The sequence below is a fragment of the Gordonia araii NBRC 100433 genome (assembly GCF_000241265.1).
Taxonomy (GTDB): Bacteria; Actinomycetota; Actinomycetes; order Mycobacteriales; family Mycobacteriaceae; genus Gordonia; species Gordonia araii.
The window spans coordinates 63,491-81,200 of sequence record NZ_BAEE01000088.1 but is presented as its reverse complement, the minus strand read 5'-3'; the positions used below and the strand labels follow the sequence as shown (position 1 = coordinate 81,200).

The window sequence follows — 17,710 nt, the reverse complement described above, 5'->3', positions numbered from 1 at the left end:
GAGCATACCGATGTCGTCGAGACTGCGCTGCGCAATGCGCACACCTTCCGGGACCCGGCGACCGGGCCAGTCGATGGCGTAATCTTCCATGCGGATCGCGGCTGTCAGTACACCTCCGAGCAGCTCGATACCGTCACCGGTGAGCTGAACGTGCGCCTGTCGGTCGGGCGGACCGGGGTGTGCTGGGATAACGCTCAGCAGGAAAGTTTCTGGTCGACGCTCAAGACCGAGTTCTACCAGCGGCGCACCTTCGGCACCCGGATCGAGGCCGTCGCGGCGGTCAGCCGATGGATTGACGCGGTCTACAATCGCAGGCGCCGACACAGTTCGCTGGGCTACGTTGCTCCAGCCGACTTCGAGGCGGGCATGCTTACCAGGGCGACCAGCAAGGCCGCTTAACCGATGTCCACCGAACGGGGTCAACCCCAGTCCGCAGAATTACACTTCCGCCTACAGGGTAGGGCAGCGTCGTAAGCTGGCGTGATGACGTCATCGCGCCAGTCGGGGGTCCCGGCCGACACCTCGTTTCGCGTCGGGCAGTTCTGGTATCACTTCGACGACGACCGCTGGGTATGGTCAGATGAACTGGCCAATATTCATGGCTATTCTTCTTCGGACGACGTGACCCCGACGACCGCCCTCATGCTGGCGCACAAGCACCCCGACGACAAGGACCGCGTCGAGAAGCTCATCGCGCATGTGCGCTCGGCGCGGGAACCGTTCAGCAGCCAGCACCGGATCATCGACGCGCACGGCCATGCTATACCGGTCGTCGTCGTTGCCGACACCTTCACCGACTCGTCGGGCAGCCGCGCCGGCACGACCGGCTACTACGTCGCGCTTCCCGATTCACCCGACGACTCGTCGGGACGTCCCTTCGACCTTGACGCCGAGCAGACGGTCGAGGAGCGGCTCAACGAGCTGATCGCCCGGCGCGCGGTGATCGAACAGGCGAAGGGCGCGCTGCGCCTGGTCTACCAACTCGACGACCAGCAGGCCTTCGATCTGCTCACCTGGCGCTCCCAGGAGACCAACACCAAGGTGCGCGATCTGGCCGCCGCCATCTGCGACCACTTGTCCGACAACGGAGTGCCGTCATCGACGCGCGCCGCGTTCGACCATCTGCTGCTGACCGCACACGAACACATCGAGCCCGACGACTGAGTCATCGCGCGGATTGTGTGAATCCTCCCGATCGCGTTTGCGGTGCACTCACCCGGGGTAACCCGTCTCAAAAATCTTCCGACACGAGACGAGAGGCAACGATGCAGCAACCGCAACAGGGAACAATCCCCTACCCGGGGGTCACCGAGGAGATGCCGCAGAGCCCGTGCGACGAGATGCGCTGCTACGAGGGCCGCGACCTGCTAGCGGGAAAGAAGGCCCTGATCACCGGCGGCGACTCGGGAATCGGCCGGGCAGTGGCGATCGCCCTCGCCAAAGAGGGAGCCGACGTCGCGATCGCTCACCTCGACGAACGTGAGGCCGACGACGCCGCACACACCCGTCGTCTGGTGAGCGACACCGGACAGCGGTGCCACGTTTACCGCTCGGACCTCTCCAACGCCGCCAACTGCCTCGACGTTGTCGACCGTGCCGTCAACGACCTCGACGGCCTCGACATCCTGGTGAACAACGCCGCTTTCCAGTCGCCAGTCGACGATTTCCTCGACATCGCGCCGGAACAGTGGGAACTCACTTTTCGGATCAACATCGACAGCTACTTCCACATCACGCGCGCTGCGTTGCCGCACCTGCCCCGTGGTGGATCGATCATCAACACCGGCTCGGTCAATGGACTGCGCGGCAACCGGCAACTCATCGACTATTCCGCTACCAAAGGTGCAGTTAATGCCTTCACCTTCGCCCTGGCCCAGGCTCTCATCGACGACGGGATCCGAGTCAACTGTGTAGCACCGGGCCCAGTCTGGACCCCCCTCATCCCCTCGACCTTCCCGTCCGACCAGGTCGAAGACTTCGGAACACAGGCACCGATGGGGCGCGCGGCGCAGCCCGACGAGATCGCTCCGTCGTATGTCTTCTTCGCTTCCGAGCGGCTCTCCTCGTACTACTCCGGGCAGGTTCTGGCTCCCGTGGGCGGTGAGATCGTTCCGGGTTGATCCGGGTTGATCACCCAGCCAACCGTCGTGCCCGGCCTACGAGGCACACGTGAAGGCTCACCGGAGTTGTCCTCCGGTGAGCCTCTGGTACCACGACCTATGTGCCGTCGTTGCGACGGTTCTCTTCATGCTGCTGGCGCATGCGCTCCATGCCGGCCTGGCGCTCGGCCTGGCCAGCCTCCTTTTGGGCTCGCCCCTCTTCGGCGAGGCTGTCGCGGTGGGTCACGTTGCCCACCGTCTCTTTCACCTTGCCCTTGACGGAGTCCATTGCACCCTTGATGGTCTCGGTCGTTGCGTTGTTATCAGCCATCGGTGACATCGCTCCTTTCCATTACCATGACGACGGACGTTCTCGCCCATCGCGGAGCAGGGTTGCCGAACGTCCCGGAAGCCAAACATCTGATTTCGTGATCATCGTCGGCTCTTTGCGGTCTCGCGCCGGTTGACGTCTTTGATTGCCGAGACGAGTTCGGCTTTCGTCATCGTCGAGCGTCCCCGGATGCGGAGACGCTGTGCCACACCGTAGAGGTGTTTCTTCGGGGCACTCGCGTTCACCCCCTCGGCGCTCTTGCCGCTAGGGCGCGGACCCCCGCTACGATCCCTCTCGTCTGAGGGTCCTTTCGCCTCTTTGGGCTCCCAATGGTCGCCCACCTTCTCGAACGAGTGTTTCAGCGCGCTGTAAGCGACGCGGTGTGCCCGTTCCTCGTCGCCATACTCCTCCAGCGCTGAGTCATGTGCCTTAGCGAAGGTCCGTTGCGCCTTCTTGGGCGACCGCGCAATCGTCGAAGGTAGTTCCGACCTTTTCGCGTCGCCGGCTTTCGTCGTCTTCGGCATGAGCCTCAACCTCCTCTGCAATGGATCGATACTCGGTCGTCGGGACATTCCCGCCGTGCCGAAGTGCCAAACATCGGCCCCGCTGTTTGATGACCGCCAGCCGCGGGTACTACCGCCCCATGACCTTTACAGCACCGACAATCCCCAGTACCGACGCGGCGTCGCTGATTAGCGTCCTCCAGGAGCGACTGAGCGCGCTCAACGACCTCCATTTGACGCTGAAGCACATCCATTGGAATGTCGTCGGACCGAACTTCATCGGAGTGCACGAGATGCTCGACCCACAGGTCACGCTTGTGCGCGGCTATGCCGACGTCGTCGCCGAACGGATCGCCACGCTGGGCGGCTCCCCTCAAGGCACTGCGACGGCGATTGAAAGAGAGCGGACTTGGGACGACTACTCGATCAACCGCGACACTGCCCAGGCGCACCTGGCTGCGCTCGACGTCGTTTACGACGGGTTCGTCGCCTCACATCGAGAAGCGATACGTCTGACCGGCGAGAGTGACCCGGTGACCGAAGACATCTTGATCGGACAGACCGCTGCACTCGAGAAATTCCAGTGGTTCGTGCGCGCGCACTTGGAGAATTCATCGGGCAGCCTGCCGCACTCCGACTCTCACACCGAGCGCGGTGCGGCTGCGGCCACACGCTAGTCCGGCTGACAAGTCGACCGGCGGGCCGACGATCTCACTGGTGGTCGTCGGCCCCGCCGACCGCGTCGCGCAGCGATCTCAACGTGGCCGACAGCAGCCGTGACACGTGCATCTGCGAGATCCCCAGTTCAGCAGCGATCTCACTCTGCGACATCGACCGGAAAAACCTCAGCGCGATGACGGTTCGCTCACGCTCCGGCAATTGCTTCATAGCCTCGCGCACGGTGAGGAAATCACTGACACGGTCGATATCCCGATCGGAAGTGCCCAACGAGTCCTTGAGCGGCCGCCCGCCGTCGCCGTCGTCCGCCATCGGCGAGTCCAGCGACGAGGTCGAGTAGGCCGAACGCGCCAGCAGCCCGTCGACCACCTCGTCGAGCGGAAGGTCGAGGTGAGTGGCCAATTCGCTTGGCCGTGGCGAGCGTCCGAGCGTCTGGATGAGCTCGTCGGCGCCGCGCGCGATCGCCTGCGCCGTATCCTTCGCCCGGCGACTGACCCGGACCGTCCACGTGTTGTCGCGAAAGTACCTACGCACCTCCCCCATCACCGTCGGAACCGCGAAGGAGAGGAATTCGGTGTCCCTGTCCGGGTCGAATCGATCGCAGGCGTTCACGACGCCGACCCGCGCCACCTGCACGAGGTCGTCGAAGGGCTCGCCGCGGCCGGCGAAATGCTGTGCGACGTGATCGGCCAGCGGCAGACACAGTTCGACGGCCTGGTCGCGCAGCTCCGTCCGACGCGCCTCGTCCGACGACCTAGCGGCGCGCGCCAACAGCACGACCACCTCGCCGTAGTCGGCGGAGCCGTGCGCGGATGCACCGGTTGCGGGCGTCACGGAGACGATCAGTCTCTCAGCGCCGTGAGAGCCACACGCGCTTCCCGACCGTGCCTTCCGTCGGCGTAGGCGACCTCGGCCTGATCGGTGACCGAGCCGATGACGAACCAGCCGAAGCTCGACTCGTCGACGTGCGCGTCGTCGACGACGTCGCAGCAGATCTCGATTCGTGCGTACGCCGGGCCGGTGGCGACCACCAGCCGAAGGCGTGCGCGAGGCGGGGCGACGGCGACCAGTTGCAGACAGGCTTCGTCGATACCCAGCTTCACGTCGGCGACGGTGTCGAGCGCGTAGTCGTCGGCGAACAGCACCGCCTCGACGAGGTTGCGGACCAACGGGACCCGCTCCTTGGTCGCGTCCACCGTCAACTCGACGACGCGGGTGCCGTCACTGCCGGGTCCGTCTTGATCTGCGCTACTCATGCTCATCCAGGTGCTCGACGACTGTGCCTGTCGAGCACAGGCTACCCCGCACGTGCCGCCGCTAAACCTGGTCGCGCGCCGGCTTTCCTATTCGGAGTCCTGGGAGACGAGGTCGAGCCGGACGCCCAGCAGCCGCACCGGACGGTCGAGGTCGAAGTCGTCGAACAGGGCGTGGACGACCGGTGAGATCTCCGCCGACGCCGTCGTCGGTGACGGCAGCTTGCGGGACTTGGTGCGGGTGTAGAAAGTCTTGGTCCGCACCGTCACCGCGACGCGGAACACTTCGCGCTGCTCGTCGACGACCTGCCCGAGGACGTGGGCCGTCAGGTCGTCGAGCGCGGCGTGCAGCTCGACGGGCTCGGACAGGTCGGTCGGGAAGGTTCGCGAGTGCGAGTGCGACTTCGCCTCCCACGGCTCCTCGGTGATGGTCGAGTCGCCGCCCCCGCGGCACAGCACGTACAGCCAATTGCCCTGGTGCGGACCGAAGGTCGCGATCAGGTCGTCCTTCGGCGTCGCGACGAGATCGTCGACGGTATTGACGCCGATGCCGGTTAGCTTGGCCGCCGTCTTCGGCCCGACGCTCCACAGTTCGCGCGTCGGCTGGCCGCCCATCAGCTCGCCCCAGTTGTTCGCGTCGAGGGTGAACACGCGCGGCCCGTCGTCGACCGGCTGTCGCTTGGCGAAGTTGGTGGCCATCTTTGCTCGCTGCTTGTTGTCGCTGATGCCGATCGATGCAGGCAGGTCGGTCCGTTGTCCGATGGTGTCGATGACCTCGCGGGCCAGCGTTCTCGCCTGCTCGTCGTCGAGATCGTCCGTGCCGAGATACGCCTCGTCCCACCCCCACACCTCGACGGGGCCGAAGCCGCGCAGTGTCTGCATCACGTCGGCCGACGCGTCGTCGTACGCCTCGACGTCCAGTGGCAGATACACCGCGTCGGGCATCTTCCGGTAGGCCGCCCGCAACGGCATCCCGGCGCGCACACCCTCGGCGCGCGCCTCATACGACGCGCAGGTCACGACTTTGCGCGGCTCGGTCGGATCGCCGTTCCCGCCGACGATCACGGGCCTGCCGACAAGTTCGGGGCTGCGCCGCCGCTCGACCGACACCTGGAACTGATCCAGGTCGACGTGCAATATGCGCCGAGTACCCACCGCACCAGCGTAGGCGGCGACGACTCGCGCCGTGGTGCTCCCGCATCGAACGGGGTCGGACCGGCGAACGACCCGTCGCGCCCGCCTGGGTAGCCTCCTACTCGTGAAACGCTTCAGCAAGCCTGCCCTAATCGCAGCGATCGCTTTGACCCTGACCTCCGCCGCCTGCGGCAACGATGCGCCCGTCGGGAAGTTCACCGACGACCAGGCCTGCACCGTGGCCACCGGCTCGGTCGGCAAATTCGCCACCGCCATGCTTCCGTGGCTCTACAAGACCGCGCCGTCGGCGCAGACACCGGAGTCTCCCGACCACGGCGCGATGTACCACGGCGAGTTCCAAGAGCGCCTGCACACCGTTTCCACCGAGCTGGCGTCGTCGGCCGACGACTTCACCGCCGCCTTGAAGGCCGGCGACGACGCAAAGATGCGCTCCTTGCAGGAGTCCGCTCGCACCAAGGCCGACGAGCTGATCAACTCGTGCACCAAGATCGGCTGGACGAAGCCCGACACCATCGCCGACCTGCGCGAGACGCTGAACAAGACCCCGGATTCCGCCATCGCCACCCCGTCCGCGCCCGCGGCGGAACCGACGTCGTCGAAAGCGCCGAAGCCAGTGGCACTGACGCCCGCCGGTGCCACCGTGAAGGTCGGCGAGAAGGTCGTCTTCGAACTGCCGAAGCCGCGTCGGGGCTATGCGACGCCCATCGAGTACACCATCACCAAGATCGAGAAGGCTCCGGCCGGCGCCATCCCCGTCGAGGGCGAGGAAGCGGCCAAGATCAAGCAGTTCTTCTACATCCGCGCGAAGGCCGAGCACGCACGCGACGAGGATACGAACACCGATGCCGTCCCGTTCTACGACGTGCGGCCCACCTACCGGGTGACCATGTCCGACGGGGCGAAGAACGGCGCGATGTCCGGGGCGCGCGACTTCAAGCCGTGCCGCAACGACGACGGCGAGATCGACGAGGCCGAGTACTGCGCGGTCTGGGGCACCGTCAGCGAGAACGGCACGGTCGCGAAGGTGGAGTTGATCGGCGTGACTTCGGATTCGTCGAAGGACGCGCCGGCCATGTACACCTGGAAGAACGAGTAGCGACCGCTACTTCCAACAGTAGGCAGCGTCCTCCAACACGAAACGGTGTTGGAGGACGCTGTGTCGTGTTGGACCTGCAGACTAGACCAGACCAACCAATCGCAGGTTCTTCGACACCAGGGCGGCGACCGCTCGCGCCATGAGATCTTTCCACGTCCAGCGGACGACAAGGATCTCCATATCTCGCAGGCGACCCTCCCGTTCCTTCTCCCGCCGGATGACATCCTCGGCTGTCTCCCCCGGCCGCAGATAGTCCAGGTACTTTCCCAACCCGTCGAACTCGCCGACGAGCTTGATCGCGCCTGCCTCGTCGATCCAGTCGAAGTCAGGCCTGGCGAGAAACGTTCCGTGGCGGTCGAAGACGTCCGTCTGCAGACGCGGCGACGAGATGCCGGCCTGGATCATCTGCGCACGACTCCAGGACTCACCGGGGTTCTCCGCACGCGCGTCCGCCAGCGCTAGTGCCCGCCTCGCTACACCGACGCCCGCCTGACGACTCAGGCAGAACTGCTCCATCACGGCGCGGTCCGCTTTCGCGCGGAGCGCCGAATCGAAGACGCTGAGTGCGCCCGCGAAGCCCCACCTCGAAGACCGGGCGACGTCGAAGGCGGTCCGCTCCTTCGAGGTGACCGGGACGCCGTCGACCTCGACGATGTCGTCCTCGCCCAGCCTTCCGGGGTGCAGATAACGCATCTTGCGGCGGTAGCCAGCGGCGCCGCGGACCGACGTCAAGTGCAATTGATCGAGGTCTGGCCGCAGCATTCCGAGCCCGTGGACGACTGCCGCCGACGAATGACTCACCACGGTCGCCGGTGGCAGCTGCGCCGCGAGGACCCGCAACCGGTGGCGCTGTTCAGGCCGACGCTCCACGGGCAGCACGTACACCCCAGGCATGACCCGCACCAGCCGCTGGTCCCGCTCGGCCTGATAGATCTGGCGCGGGTCGATACCGCACGCCTTGGCATCTGCGATTCGCAGAATGCCCTCGCCGTCGAACGGAAAGTGGTCCATACCGTTTAGACGCAGCCGTACCCGCTTCCGGTTCCATGCTCGGTGAATCCAACACAACGCAACACCCTCCAACACGAAACCGTGTTGGAGGGTGTTGTGCGCTGTTGGATGTGCGACTAGCGGTTGTAGTCGCCGTAGCCGTAGTCGTCGAGCGGAACCGCAGCGCCGGCCGGAGCACCGAAGGTGCCGTCCGGGCTGTAGTAGGTGTCGTCGTAGCTCGGCACGGCGTAGGCCGCGGCGCGGGCCTCTTCGGTCGGCTCCACCTGGATGTTGCGGTAACGGTTGATACCGGTACCGGCCGGGATGAGCTTACCGATGATGACGTTCTCCTTGAGACCGATGAGCTTGTCGCTGCGGCTGTTGATGGCCGCATCGGTGAGCACACGGGTGGTCTCCTGGAAGGACGCCGCCGACAACCACGAGTCGGTGGCCAGCGATGCCTTGGTGATACCCATCAGCACCGGACGACCGGACGCGGGCTCGCCGCCCTCGCCGACGACCCGACGGTTCTCCGACTCGAACTCGACGCGCTCGACCAGCGAACCGGGCAGGAACTCCGTCGCACCCGACTCGATGATCTGCACGCGGCGCAGCATCTGACGAACGATCGTCTCGATGTGCTTGTCGTGGATCGACACACCCTGGCTCCGGTACACCTCCTGAACCTCGTTCACGAGGTGGACCTGCACCTGGCGGGGACCCATCACGCGCAGGACCTCGTGCGGATCGGCAGCACCCTCCATGAGCTGCTGGCCGAGTTCCACGTGGTCGCCGTCGGCGAGAAGCCGCTCGGAGCCGTCGTCGTGCTTGAAGACGCGCAGACGCTGACGCTTCGAGATCTTCTCGACGGGCACTTCCTCGGAACCGTCGTCGGGGATGATCGTGATCTTGTAGAACCGATCGTCGTCCTCGAGACGGATCCGGCCGGAGACCTCGGCGATCGGGGCCTTGCCCTTGGGGACGCGGGCCTCGAACAGCTCCTGCACGCGCGGCAGACCACCGGTGATGTCGTCACCGACGCCACCCTGGTGGAACGTACGCATGGTCAGCTGCGTGCCGGGCTCACCGATCGACTGGGCGGCGATGATGCCGACGGCCTCGCCGATGTCGACGAGCTTGCCCGTCGCCATCGAACGGCCGTAGCACTGCGCACACACGCCGGTGCCGGTGTCACAGGTCAGGACCGAGCGGACCTTCACCTGGGTGATGCCGGCATCGAGCAGGGCCGCGATCGCCGGGTCGCCCAGGTCGTGGCCGCGCTCGATGATGACGTTGCCCTTCTCGTCCTCCGCGTCGGTCGCCAACGTACGGGCGTAGGCGCTCGTCTCGACGTGCGCGTCGCGGATGATCGAACCGTCCGGCTGCTTCTCGCCCAGCGACACGTTGATGCCGCGGTCGGTGCCACAGTCGGTCTCGCGCACGATTACGTCCTGGCTGACGTCGACCAGACGACGGGTCAGGTAACCCGAGTCAGCCGTGCGCAGCGCGGTGTCGGCGAGGCCCTTACGGGCACCGTGGGTGTTGATGAAGTACTCCGCCACGGTCAGGCCCTCGCGGAACGAGGACTTGATCGGCCGCGGGATGAACTCACCCTTCGGGTTGGTCACCAGACCCTTCATGCCGGACAGGTTGCGGACCTGGGTGAGGTTACCGGTGGCGCCCGACGTCGGGATCATGACGATCGGGTTGTCCGCCGGGTAGTGCTCCTCCATGGCCTTACCGACTTCCTCGGTGGCCTGCTTCCAGATCTCGACCAGCGAGTCACGACGCTCGTCGGGAGTCAGCGCACCGCGCTGGAACTTGCGCTCCAGCTTGTCGGCGCGCTCCTCGTACTTGTCGAGAATCTCGCCCTTGTTCGGCGGCACGAGCACGTCGGACATGGCGACGGTGACGCCCGAGCGGGTCGCCCAGTAGAAGCCGACGTCCTTGAGCTTGTCGACGGTCTGCGCGACGACGATCATCGGGTAGCGCTCGGCCAGATCGTTGATGATGACGGCCTGACGCTTCTTCGGCATCTGCTCGTTGACGAACGGGTACTCGACCGGCAGCAGCTCGTTGAACAGCACCCGGCCCAGGCTGGTGACGATCTCCCACGGCTGACCGTAGGCCCACCCGTCGGGGAACTGCTCCGCCTCGATCTCCGCCGTCGGACGCTGGTCGGTCAGCCGGATCTTGATCTGCGTCTGCACGGTGATCGCACCGCGGTCGACGGCCATGATGGCCTCGGCCGGGCTCGAGTACACGCCGCGCTCGACATCCTCCTTGGTCGACGCCTGGTACTCGCCCTCCAGACCCTCCTTGATGGTGGTCAGGTAGAACAACCCGGTCACCATGTCCAGGCGCGGCATCGCCAGCGGGCGACCCGACGCCGGGGACAGGATGTTGTTGGACGAGAGCATCAGGATGCGCGCCTCGGCCTGCGCCTCCGCGGACAGCGGGAGGTGCACGGCCATCTGGTCACCGTCGAAGTCGGCGTTGAACGCCTCACACACCAGCGGGTGCAGCTGGATGGCCTTGCCCTCGACGAGCTGCGGCTCGAACGCCTGAATACCCAGGCGGTGCAGCGTCGGGGCGCGGTTCAGCAGCACCGGGTGCTCGGCGATGACCTCTTCGAGGACGTCCCACACGGCCGGGCGCTGACGCTCGACCATCCGCTTGGCGGACTTGATGTTCTGCGCCTGGTTCAGGTCGACGAGACGCTTCATCACGAACGGCTTGAACAGTTCGAGCGCCATCAGCTTGGGCAGACCGCACTGGTGTAGCTGCAGCTGCGGGCCGACGACGATGACCGAACGGCCCGAGTAGTCGACGCGCTTGCCGAGCAGGTTCTGGCGGAACCGGCCCTGCTTGCCCTTGAGCAGATCGCTCAGCGACTTGAGCGGACGGTTGCCCGGTCCGGTGACCGGCCGGCCGCGGCGGCCGTTGTCGAACAGCGCGTCCACCGACTCCTGCAGCATCCGCTTCTCGTTGTTGACGATGATCTCGGGCGCACCCAGATCGATCAGTCGCTTGAGGCGGTTGTTGCGGTTGATGACCCGGCGGTACAGGTCGTTGAGGTCCGACGTGGCGAAGCGGCCACCGTCGAGCTGGACCATCGGGCGCAGCTCCGGCGGGATCACCGGAACGGCGTCGAGGACCATGCCCAGCGGCGAGTTGCCCGACTGCTGGAACGCCGCGACGACCTTGAGTCGCTTGAGCGCGCGCAGCTTCTTCTGGCCCTTGCCGGTGCGGATGATCTCGCGCAGCGACTCGGCCTCGGCGTCGATGTCGAAGTCCTCGAGCAGCTTCTTGATGGCCTCGGCACCCATGGCACCGGTGAAGTACTCGCCGAAGCGGCCCTCCAGCTCGCGGTAGATCTTCTCGTCGACGATCAGCTCGCCCGGCTTCAGCTTGGTGAAGCGGTCCCAGATCTCCTCGAGCTCGTCGAGCTGACGGCCGGCGGCGTCGCGCATGCGCTTCATCTCGCGCTCGGCGGCGTCCTTGACCTTGCGCTTGGCGTCGGACTTCGCGCCCTCGGCCTCCAGCTCGGCCAGGTCGGCCTCCAGCTTCGACTGGCGCTCGTTCAGCGCGACGTCGCGGTCGTCCTCAAGAGCCTTCTTCTCGACCTCGATCTCGGCCTGCAGCGTCGACAGCTCGTTGTGGCGGAGCTCCTCGTCGACGGAGGTGATCACGTAGGCGGCGAAGTAGATGATCTTTTCGAGATCCTTCGGCGCCAGGTCCAGCAGGTAGCCCAAGCGCGACGGGACGCCCTTGAAGTACCAGATGTGGGTGACCGGCGCGGCCAGCTCGATGTGGCCCATCCGCTCGCGACGCACCTTGGCGCGAGTGACCTCGACACCGCAGCGCTCACAGATGATGCCCTTGAAGCGGACGCGCTTGTACTTACCGCAGTAGCACTCCCAGTCGCGAGTCGGTCCGAAGATCTTCTCGCAGAACAGGCCGTCCTTCTCCGGCTTGAGCGTGCGGTAGTTGATGGTCTCCGGCTTCTTGACCTCGCCGTACGACCAGTTGTGGATGTCATCGGCCGTTGCCAGGCCGATCTTCAGTTCGTCGAAGTAATTGACGTCGAGCACTATTCGCCTCTCAGTGTCTCTGTTAGTCAGTCGGGCGCCGGGAGCGTGAGCGAGCGGGCCCAATCAATTCTGGTCGTTGTCAGTTGGCGAGATCGTCGATGCTGGCCGACTCGTTGCGCGACAGGTTGATGCCGAGGTTGGCCGCAGCGCGTTCCAGGTCCTCGTCGTCGTTGTCGGCCATCGTGATGGCCGCGCCGTCGCTGGAGAGCACCTCGACGTTCAGGCACAGCGACTGAAGCTCCTTCAGCAGCACCTTGAACGATTCCGGGATACCCGGCTCGGGGATGTTCTCGCCCTTGACGATGGCCTCGTAGACCTTGACTCGGCCGACGACGTCGTCGGACTTGATCGTCAGCAGCTCCTGCAGCGTGTACGCCGCACCGTAGGCCTGCATCGCCCAGCACTCCATCTCACCGAAGCGCTGGCCACCGAACTGGGCCTTACCGCCGAGCGGCTGCTGGGTGATCATCGAGTACGGACCGGTCGAACGTGCGTGGATCTTGTCGTCGACGAGGTGGTGCAGCTTGATGATGTACATGTAGCCGACCGCCACCGGGTACGGGAACGGCTCACCGGAACGACCGTCGAACAGCGTCGCCTTGCCGTCGGCGTTGACCATCACGTCACCGTCGCGGTTGGGCAGCGTGCTCGCCAGCAGACCGGTCAGCTCCTCTTCCTTGGCGCCGTCGAAGACCGGCGTCGCGGTGAGGGTGTTCGGCTCCGCCGAGTACATCTCCTCGGGCAGCTTCTCGGCCCAGTCGGGCACGCCCGCGGCGACGTCGATGTTCCAGCCGGCCTTGGCGACCCAACCGAGGTGGGTCTCCAGGATCTGGCCGATGTTCATACGACGCGGAACACCGTGGGTGTTCAGGATGATGTCGACCGGCGTGCCGTCGGGCAGGAACGGCATGTCCTCCTGCGGGAGGATCTTGCCGATGACGCCCTTGTTGCCGTGGCGGCCGGCGAGCTTGTCACCGTCGGAGATCTTGCGCTTCTGCGCGACGTAGACGCGGACGAGTTCGTTGACGCCCGGGGGCAGATCGTCGTCGTCGTCGCGACTGAAGACGCGGACGCCGATCACCTTGCCGGTCTCGCCGTGCGGAACCTTCAACGAGGTGTCGCGCACCTCGCGCGCCTTCTCGCCGAAGATCGCGCGCAGCAGGCGCTCCTCCGGGGTCAGCTCGGTCTCACCCTTCGGCGTGACCTTGCCGACGAGGACGTCACCGTCGCGGACCTCGGCGCCGATGCGCACGATGCCGCGCTCGTCGAGGTCGGCCAGGACCTCGTCGGAGACGTTCGGGATGTCCCGGGTGATCTCCTCGGCACCGAGCTTGGTGTCGCGGGCGTCGATCTCGTGCTCCTCGATGTGGATCGAGGTGAGGGTGTCCTCCTCGACGAGGCGCTGGCTCAGGATGATCGCGTCCTCGTAGTTGTGGCCCTCCCACGGCATGATCGCGACGAGCAGGTTCTTGCCCAGCGCCATCTCGCCCTCATCGGTGCACGGGCCGTCGGCCAGCACCTGGCCGGCCTCGACGCGGTCGCCCTCGTTCACGATCGGGCGCTGGTTGGCGCACGTGCCGTGGTTGGAGCGCTCGAACTTGCGCAGCTGGTAGCTCTCGCGAGTGCCGTCGTCGTCCATGATCGTGATGTAGTCGGCCGAGACCTCCTCCACCACGCCGGTGCGGGTCGACACGATCACGTCGCCGCCGTCGACGGCGGCGCGCAGCTCCATGCCGGTGCCGACCAGCGGCGACTCGGAGCGGACCAGCGGCACGGCCTGGCGCTGCATGTTCGCGCCCATCAGCGCACGGTTGGCGTCGTCGTGCTCGAGGAACGGGATCATCGCGGTCGCGACGGACACCATCTGGCGCGGGCTGACGTCGATGTACTGCACCGACGACGCCGGCACGTACTCGACCTCGGCACCCTTCACGCGGACGAGGACTCGCTCGTCGGTGATGACACCCTTGTCGTCGTAGTTGGTGTTCGCCTGGCCGATGAGGAAACGATCCTCTTCGTCAGCCGTCATGTACTCGATCTCGTCGGTCACGCGACCGTCGACGACCTTGCGGTACGGCGTCTCGATGAAGCCGAACGGGTTAACCCGCGCGAAGACGGCGAGGTTGCCGATCAGGCCGATGTTCGGGCCTTCCGGAGTCTCGATCGGACACATGCGGCCGTAGTGCGACGGGTGAACGTCGCGGACCTCAAGGCCGGCGCGCTCACGCGACAGCCCGCCGGGGCCGAGCGCGTTGAGACGGCGCTTGTGGCCCAGACCCGCGAGCGGGTTGTTCTGGTCCATGAACTGCGACAGCTGCGACGTGCCGAAGAACTCCTTGATCGCAGCCACCACGGGGCGGATGTTGATCAGGGTCTGCGGCGTGATCGCCTCGACGTCCTGGGTCGTCATGCGCTCGCGCACGACGCGCTCCATGCGCGACAGGCCGACGCGGATCTGGTTCTGGATCAACTCGCCGACGGTACGGATGCGACGGTTGCCGAAGTGGTCGATGTCGTCGACCTCGATCGGCACCTCGAGCCCGTCCGGCCCGGCCACCTTCGCCAGCGGCGTGGTGTGCGGGTCGGCGTCGTGCAGGCGCACCAGGTACTCGACGATCGCGACGATGTCGTCGGTCGTGAGCGTGGTCGGGCCGTTCATCGGGTTGTCGGTCAGGCCGAGCTTCTTGTTGATCTTGTAGCGGCCGACGCGGGCGAGGTCGTAGCGCTTCTCCTTGAAGAACAGGTTCTCCAGCAGGGCCTCGGCGGACTCCTTGGTCGGCGGCTCGCCCGGACGCAGCTTGCGGTAGACCTCCAGCAACGCCTCGTCGGAGTTGGTGGTCGGGTCCTTCTCCAGGGTCGACATCATGATCTCGGAGAAGCCGAAGCGCTCCCGGATCTCGTCGGCGGTCAGGCCGAGCGCCTTCAGCAGCACGGTGACCGGCTGACGGCGCTTGCGGTCGATGCGCACGCCGACGGTGTCGCGCTTGTCGATGTCGAACTCGAGCCACGCACCGCGACCCGGGATCACCTTGACGGTGTGCAGGGTCTTCTCGGTGGCCTTGTCGATCGACGAGTCGTAGTAGACGCCGGGGCTGCGGACCAGCTGGCTCACCACGACACGCTCGGTGCCGTTGATGATGAAGCTGCCCTTGTCGGTCATGATCGGGAAGTCGCCCATGAACACGGTCTGCGACTTGATCTCACCGGTGTTGTTGTTGATGAACTCCGCGGTGACGAACAACGGCGCCGCGTAGGTCATGTCCTTGTCTTTGCACTCGGCGATGCTCGCCTTCACGTCCTCGAAGTGCGGTTCGGAGAACGAGAGGGACATCGAGCCGGAGAAGTCCTCGATCGGGGACAGCTCGCGCAGGATGGCCTCCAGGCCGCCGGTGGGATCCTCCTCGCCACGGGCGAGGGCCTCCTCGCGCCACTTGTCGGAGCCGATGAGCCACTGGAAGGAATCCAGCTGGATGTCGAGCAGGCCGGGAACCTCCAGCGGCTCGGAAATCTTTGCGAACGATGCGCGCTTCGGCGCGCCCGGGATCGAAGTGGTTGAGGTGGACTGGCGGTTGGGTGCCAAGATGCGTCCTTCCAACACGAAAGTTGACTAGCTGCTACGAGGTGGGCTTGCGCCTGTGTCGCTGGTCTGGCGACCTGACAGGCGAAACGCTCGAAGCAGCACGATCGTGCTAGACGGGCGGATCAAGATGGACAGGAGGCAGCCAGCGCAACGTCCAACTGTATCAGAAAATAGACGCGCTTTGTCAAGTCGCGTCTTGCACTGGTGCCGCGCGCGCTGGCTAAGAGTTCGCGGTCTTGGCAAATAGAGTGACCGGTCACAGGCCCGACGTCAAGCGATACGCGCAGATTGGGGATATTTCTTCCCCCGTTCATCGCCGAACGCAGCAGGCGTCACCACGCGTCGACGCGACTGATCTTCCACTTTCCGTCCTGCCGGACGACCTGGTACTGAATACCGACGACGATGCTGCCCGCGGCCATCCCGCCCTGGTCCATGCTGATGACGAGGCTGCCGAGTACCTGGCCGGTCGATCCGTCGCCGGCGCCGGTCAGCTCCCGCACGCCGATGGCGTCGATGCGGCAGTCGTTCGTCTGCCCCGTCTGCTCGATCATCTGCCGGTTGGTGGTCAGCTGCTTTTCCCACTCGGCGCGTGCGGCGCCGACGAGGACGGAGCGCGACGTCCCGATCCACTTGTCGACCGTCTCGCCGCGACGGGGACCGAGAATCGCGCACGCCGCGTTCTCGGTCTGTCCGAGGACTTCGGATGTGGCGTTCGAGTCGACGAAGCTCTTGTCCCGGCCGTCGACGGCACCGGGGTGCCACAGTCCGAGCAGCCCGACCAGGAGCGCGAGGGCGCCGAGGCCCGCGAGGATGGCCGGGCCGCGCGACGATGCCTCGCCGGTGGGCCGGCGAGTCGGAGCGGATTTGGCGACGGCGCCGGCCTTGCCGCCGTTCTTTCCATCGCCGGCGGAGGAAACGACAGGTTTAGCCGCCGCCTTCGGCGATGCCGACTTCTTCTTCTGCGCGGTCTTCGCCGGTGCCGTCTTCGGCGCAACCGGCTTCGCCGATGCCGACCCGCCGGACGAGCCGAGCCGCTGGATCGGCGCGCGACGGGAGCTACCGGCGGCGGGACGCTTGCCCGAGGCCGCTTCCCGGCCCGTTTGCCCGGTGCCCGGGCGCGGCTGGCCCGCGACGCGGGGCCGCTTCTTCTTCGGAGGCAAATCGGACATCAGTTGCCACCCCCCTGCTGACCGGGGTTCTGCTGATTCGGATTCTGATTCTGTTGTGCCCCACGCTGATTCGCGCGCTGGTCGGCATAAGAGATCGGGTTGAACGCGGCGATGGAGTCCGCCATGTAGTTGCCGTCGATGTTGCGGACCGAGATGAGGAAGCCCATCGTCTGGTTGACATTGGGCTGGTTCGGCGCCTTCGCGACGACGTCCACGTACACCAGCGCCTTCCCGGCACGTTCGCCGCGGTTCACCTCGGTGACCGCGCTTCGCCGCACCCGGCCCTCAAGCCGGCCGGGCGCATCCTTGCGGCTGAGCACCTCTTCGAAGCCCTTGCCGCGCAACTCCTGCAGCGCCCGCCCGGTCAGGACGGATTCCACGTTCTCCTTGAACTTGTCCGGGTTCCGCGGATCGATCGTCGTCACGTTCATCGCGGCGGTCTCCGCCGTGGCCAGCACCGCGTCGCGCACGTTCTCGGTCCGGCCGTCGTGGTAGGCCCGGTAGCCGACGACTACGCCGATCACCCCGACGACCAGGCCGACGATCGCGACCAGACTGGCCAGCGCCAACGACCGGTTGCCGAAAGTAGCGGAGGCCCCGCGTGTGCTCTCCGCCTTCTCGCCGGGCTTCACGGCAGGCTTCTCGTCCTCCGCCGCGGCAGATTCGTCAGCCTCGTCGGCGGCCGGTTCGTCGATCGCCGCATCTTCGAACTCGGCGTCGTCGGGTCGTATCTCGTCGTCACTCATATCCGCACCACTC

General features: G+C 65.9%; 14 protein-coding genes and 1 pseudogene. 5 read left to right on the top strand and 10 right to left on the bottom strand.

Translation table 11 applies throughout. The annotated features are described in order from the left end of the window. From GOARA_RS18155 to GOARA_RS18145, 3 genes and pseudogenes are all read left to right on the top strand, one after another. Window positions 1–360: pseudogene (locus GOARA_RS18155) on the top strand (transposase); the annotation flags it as partial. 123 nt (window positions 361–483) lie between these two features. Continuing rightward, window positions 484–1,164 (top strand): PAS and ANTAR domain-containing protein, encoded by a 681-nt coding sequence (locus tag GOARA_RS18150; protein WP_007323891.1) that lies wholly within the window; start codon window positions 484–486, stop codon window positions 1,162–1,164. A 101-nt stretch (window positions 1,165–1,265) separates the two neighbouring features. Next, window positions 1,266–2,120, top strand: a complete 855-nt coding sequence (locus GOARA_RS18145; RefSeq protein WP_007323890.1) for an SDR family oxidoreductase — start codon at window positions 1,266–1,268, stop codon at window positions 2,118–2,120. A 97-nt stretch (window positions 2,121–2,217) separates the two neighbouring features. On the opposite strand, the gene GOARA_RS18140 is transcribed toward GOARA_RS18145, so the two are convergent. Continuing rightward, window positions 2,218–2,430 carry a CsbD family protein gene (locus GOARA_RS18140; protein ID WP_007323889.1) on the bottom strand — a complete coding sequence of 71 codons (213 nt, stop codon included), beginning with the start codon at window positions 2,428–2,430 and terminating at the stop codon, window positions 2,218–2,220. 101 nt (window positions 2,431–2,531) lie between these two features. Next, complete coding sequence (locus tag GOARA_RS18135) at window positions 2,532–2,954, bottom strand: ChaB family protein (protein WP_007323888.1); 423 nt, start codon at window positions 2,952–2,954, stop codon at window positions 2,532–2,534. A gap of 119 nt (window positions 2,955–3,073) precedes the next feature. Here GOARA_RS18135 and GOARA_RS18130 point away from each other — a divergent pair, with 119 nt between their 5' ends. Beyond that, the gene (locus GOARA_RS18130) at window positions 3,074–3,610 is read left to right on the top strand and encodes a Dps family protein (protein WP_040523928.1); all 537 of its coding nucleotides are present in this window, start codon (window positions 3,074–3,076) and stop codon (window positions 3,608–3,610) included. Between the two features lie 34 nt (window positions 3,611–3,644). Here GOARA_RS18130 and GOARA_RS18125 read toward each other — a convergent pair whose 3' ends face one another. The 3 genes from GOARA_RS18125 to GOARA_RS18115 all read right to left on the bottom strand — a co-directional run bounded on the left by GOARA_RS18125 (window position 3,645) and on the right by GOARA_RS18115 (window position 6,019). Beyond that, on the bottom strand, window positions 3,645–4,445 hold the full coding sequence (locus tag GOARA_RS18125; RefSeq protein ID WP_007323886.1) for a SigB/SigF/SigG family RNA polymerase sigma factor: 801 nt from the start codon (window positions 4,443–4,445) through the stop codon (window positions 3,645–3,647). Window positions 4,446–4,453: 8 nt separating this feature from the next. Further along, window positions 4,454–4,867, bottom strand: a complete 414-nt coding sequence (locus GOARA_RS18120; protein ID WP_050947352.1) for an ATP-binding protein — start codon at window positions 4,865–4,867, stop codon at window positions 4,454–4,456. Window positions 4,868–4,954: 87 nt separating this feature from the next. Continuing rightward, the gene (locus GOARA_RS18115; protein WP_040523915.1) at window positions 4,955–6,019 is read right to left on the bottom strand and encodes a DNA polymerase IV; all 1,065 of its coding nucleotides are present in this window, start codon (window positions 6,017–6,019) and stop codon (window positions 4,955–4,957) included. Between the two features lie 103 nt (window positions 6,020–6,122). Between GOARA_RS18115 and GOARA_RS18110 the strand changes: the two genes are divergently transcribed. Continuing rightward, window positions 6,123–7,115, top strand: coding sequence for a hypothetical protein (locus GOARA_RS18110; RefSeq protein WP_040523914.1), 993 nt, complete (start codon window positions 6,123–6,125; stop codon window positions 7,113–7,115). 81 nt (window positions 7,116–7,196) lie between these two features. On the opposite strand, the gene GOARA_RS18105 is transcribed toward GOARA_RS18110, so the two are convergent. From GOARA_RS18105 to GOARA_RS18085, 5 genes are all read right to left on the bottom strand, one after another. Then, window positions 7,197–8,126 (bottom strand): type IV toxin-antitoxin system AbiEi family antitoxin domain-containing protein, encoded by a 930-nt coding sequence (locus tag GOARA_RS18105; RefSeq protein ID WP_007323882.1) that lies wholly within the window; start codon window positions 8,124–8,126, stop codon window positions 7,197–7,199. Between the two features lie 116 nt (window positions 8,127–8,242). After that, window positions 8,243–12,199, bottom strand: a complete 3,957-nt coding sequence (locus GOARA_RS18100; RefSeq protein ID WP_007323881.1) for a DNA-directed RNA polymerase subunit beta' — start codon at window positions 12,197–12,199, stop codon at window positions 8,243–8,245. A gap of 79 nt (window positions 12,200–12,278) precedes the next feature. Then, window positions 12,279–15,779 carry a DNA-directed RNA polymerase subunit beta gene (gene rpoB, locus GOARA_RS18095; RefSeq protein ID WP_007323880.1) on the bottom strand — a complete coding sequence of 1,167 codons (3,501 nt, stop codon included), beginning with the start codon at window positions 15,777–15,779 and terminating at the stop codon, window positions 12,279–12,281. A gap of 332 nt (window positions 15,780–16,111) precedes the next feature. Next, window positions 16,112–16,951 carry a hypothetical protein gene (locus tag GOARA_RS18090; RefSeq protein WP_007323879.1) on the bottom strand — a complete coding sequence of 280 codons (840 nt, stop codon included), beginning with the start codon at window positions 16,949–16,951 and terminating at the stop codon, window positions 16,112–16,114. Beyond that, window positions 16,951–17,697, bottom strand: a complete 747-nt coding sequence (locus tag GOARA_RS18085; protein WP_007323878.1) for a hypothetical protein — start codon at window positions 17,695–17,697, stop codon at window positions 16,951–16,953. Before GOARA_RS18085 ends, GOARA_RS18090 begins: the two co-directional genes overlap by 1 nt. Window positions 17,698–17,710: the final 13 nt, after the last annotated feature.